General features: G+C 67.9%; 2 protein-coding genes and 1 pseudogene. All 3 read right to left on the bottom strand.

Features of this window, described 5'->3' with window-relative positions:
• Nucleotides 1–859: ParB N-terminal domain-containing protein (locus FM113_RS08610; protein WP_087013595.1), on the bottom strand; the 859-nt coding region annotated here is incomplete at its 3' end.
• Nucleotides 856–1725 carry a hypothetical protein gene (locus tag FM113_RS08605; protein ID WP_087013593.1) on the bottom strand — a complete coding sequence of 290 codons (870 nt, stop codon included), beginning with the start codon at nt 1723–1725 and terminating at the stop codon, nt 856–858. The genes FM113_RS08605 and FM113_RS08610, both read right to left, overlap by 4 nt.
• Nucleotides 1726–1803: 78 nt before the next feature.
• A pseudogene (locus FM113_RS18125) lies at nt 1804–2070 on the bottom strand (hypothetical protein); the annotation flags it as partial.

The raw sequence follows: 2070 nt of genomic DNA, 5'->3' as shown, positions 1-2070 counted from the left end.
GGAGCCGTGCTGATGCGAGCTGGGCGGGGCGCTTCTTCGTCGCAGACTTCGCACGCTCGACAGCGAGTTCCGCGAGACGTTCCAGGTCCGCAGGCCGCGCCGTGTCTGCGAGCTCGCGAAGACGGGCAGCTCCTGCGGCGGCGGCGTCGCGGATGCCTGCCGGTTGTCCAGGGTCGCCCGCGAGGGCGTCGAGTTCCGCAAGGGATTGCGCGGCGCGGATACGATGCTGCGCTCCGGTGATCGACCCGCCCGCATCGATCCGGTCAAGCTCCTCCCGCGCCCGCCGCTTTACGTCGTCGGGCTGTGCAAGGTCAGCGGCGAGATGCTGCAACTCGTTGATGCGTTCAAGCGAGGTGTACGCGTTGCGGCCGGTGACCATAAGCGCGGCCTGCTCGCGGGTCTTCCCGATACCCCCAGCCGACGGTGGGGCCACCGTGGCCCCACCGTGTGACCTGGGGTTTTCCTGTTTCGAAGTGAACCGTGACGCTTCCTGCCGGCCAGTCGCATCCTCGACCATGAGAGCTTTCAGCTCGGCGTAGAGGGTGGCTTCCTCCGTGCGGGTGAGGGGCTTGTGTAGGAGGTTGTCGTCCTGTTCGGCGAGGAGCTGCCCGAGGGTCGTAGAGATACCGGAGCGCACCCACACGTTCACCGTCTTCCACCCGAGCCGGCGGATCGCGGCCAAACGCCGGGCACCGCAGATCAGCATCCCGTCTGGGGTGATCGTGATCGGCTGCAACAGCCCATCCCGAGCGATCGACTCCACCAGCGAGTCGAGGTCGCCGTAGTCTTCGCGGTGACGGCGGCCGGCCCAGATCGAATCCACGGCACGCTCCAGCTCGATATGCCCCGGCTCGCTCATGACCGGCCCCGCATCACGCCGGGGGCTGCGACTCTGATTGCCGCACCCAAATCCGTGTCGTCCATGAGGTATGCCAAGGACTCACCGATCAGCAGCCGCAGCAACACCCCACGGCCCGCGTTCGTACCGGCCAGGTGTAGGTCGGGGGCGCCGAGGATGATCCGCAGCAGCCGGTACCAGGACGGTGCGGGGATGTCGAGCAGGGCGCGGGCGTGCTGGTCACGTCGTAGTGACTCGTATGCTCCTGCTCGGGAGATGGATTCTGCGAGGCGTGCGCAGATGCACTCGACTGCGGCGCGGGCGAGTTCTGGGTCCCACCCGTACCAGCACAGCAACGCGATCGTGTCCTCGACCGCTGACTCCACCCCCGTCGACCCCGACACCTCCCCGCGGTCGTCTTCGCCGTCGTCGTCATCGTTTGCGAAGGGGTCGGCGCGGAACGCGGGGTGATAGTCGGTAAGGGGGTTTTCGCGGTCGGAGAAGCGTTCGGCGTCATGGAAACTCGAATACCTGGGCCTGCGCGCTTGATGCACGGAGCACAGCAGCCCGTTGGCGCGGCTTTCTGCGATACAGGTGATCTGCACGGCGCGAGTGATGACCGCCCAGGGATCGTCCGCCCGCCGCACCGAGGGCGTGCGCATCGCCTCGAACGCCGCCGTCGCCGCCTCCCACGGATCGAGGCCGTGCTTGCGGGCCAGGGCGGCGTACTTGTCGGCCGCGTGCCGCATGAGTTCAGCGGCGGCCGGGTCATTCCGCCAGGCGTCGGGCCCTTCGGTGTTGAGGCGGGTGAGGAGTTCGCGGAGTCGTTCTGAGTTCTCGAACCCACGCCCGCGACCGTCGCGGCGTGGAGTGTTTCGTTGTGGCATGGTGGCACCTCCTGACAAGCAGGTGCGCACCGGCTCCCCACCAACCCCGTCGCGCCACCGTCTTCTGCGCATGGCGGCTCACCCCAGCCCGATTCCAGATGGCCGCAACCACGACGAGGAGCGCGGCCGATCCTGCGGCTCGAACACATCGAACGACTCGAACACCGCAGACCCCGCAGGTGCCGCTCGGTGATCCCGGATGTCACGGGCATGATTCCGAGTCGCCCGGTAGGTCTGACCCGCCGCGCGGCGGGCACGGTGCGCGAGCTCGGTCTGAAAGTTGATGCCGAGGCCCGCGATCCTGGCGGTACTCGACGCGATCAGATCAGTCGGACGCACCCACGC

The organism is Leucobacter sp. 7(1), from assembly GCF_900163635.1.
GTDB lineage: Bacteria > Actinomycetota > Actinomycetes > Actinomycetales > Microbacteriaceae > Leucobacter.
Note: the sequence above shows the minus strand (reverse complement) of the source record. Positions and strands in the feature narration are given on the sequence as shown.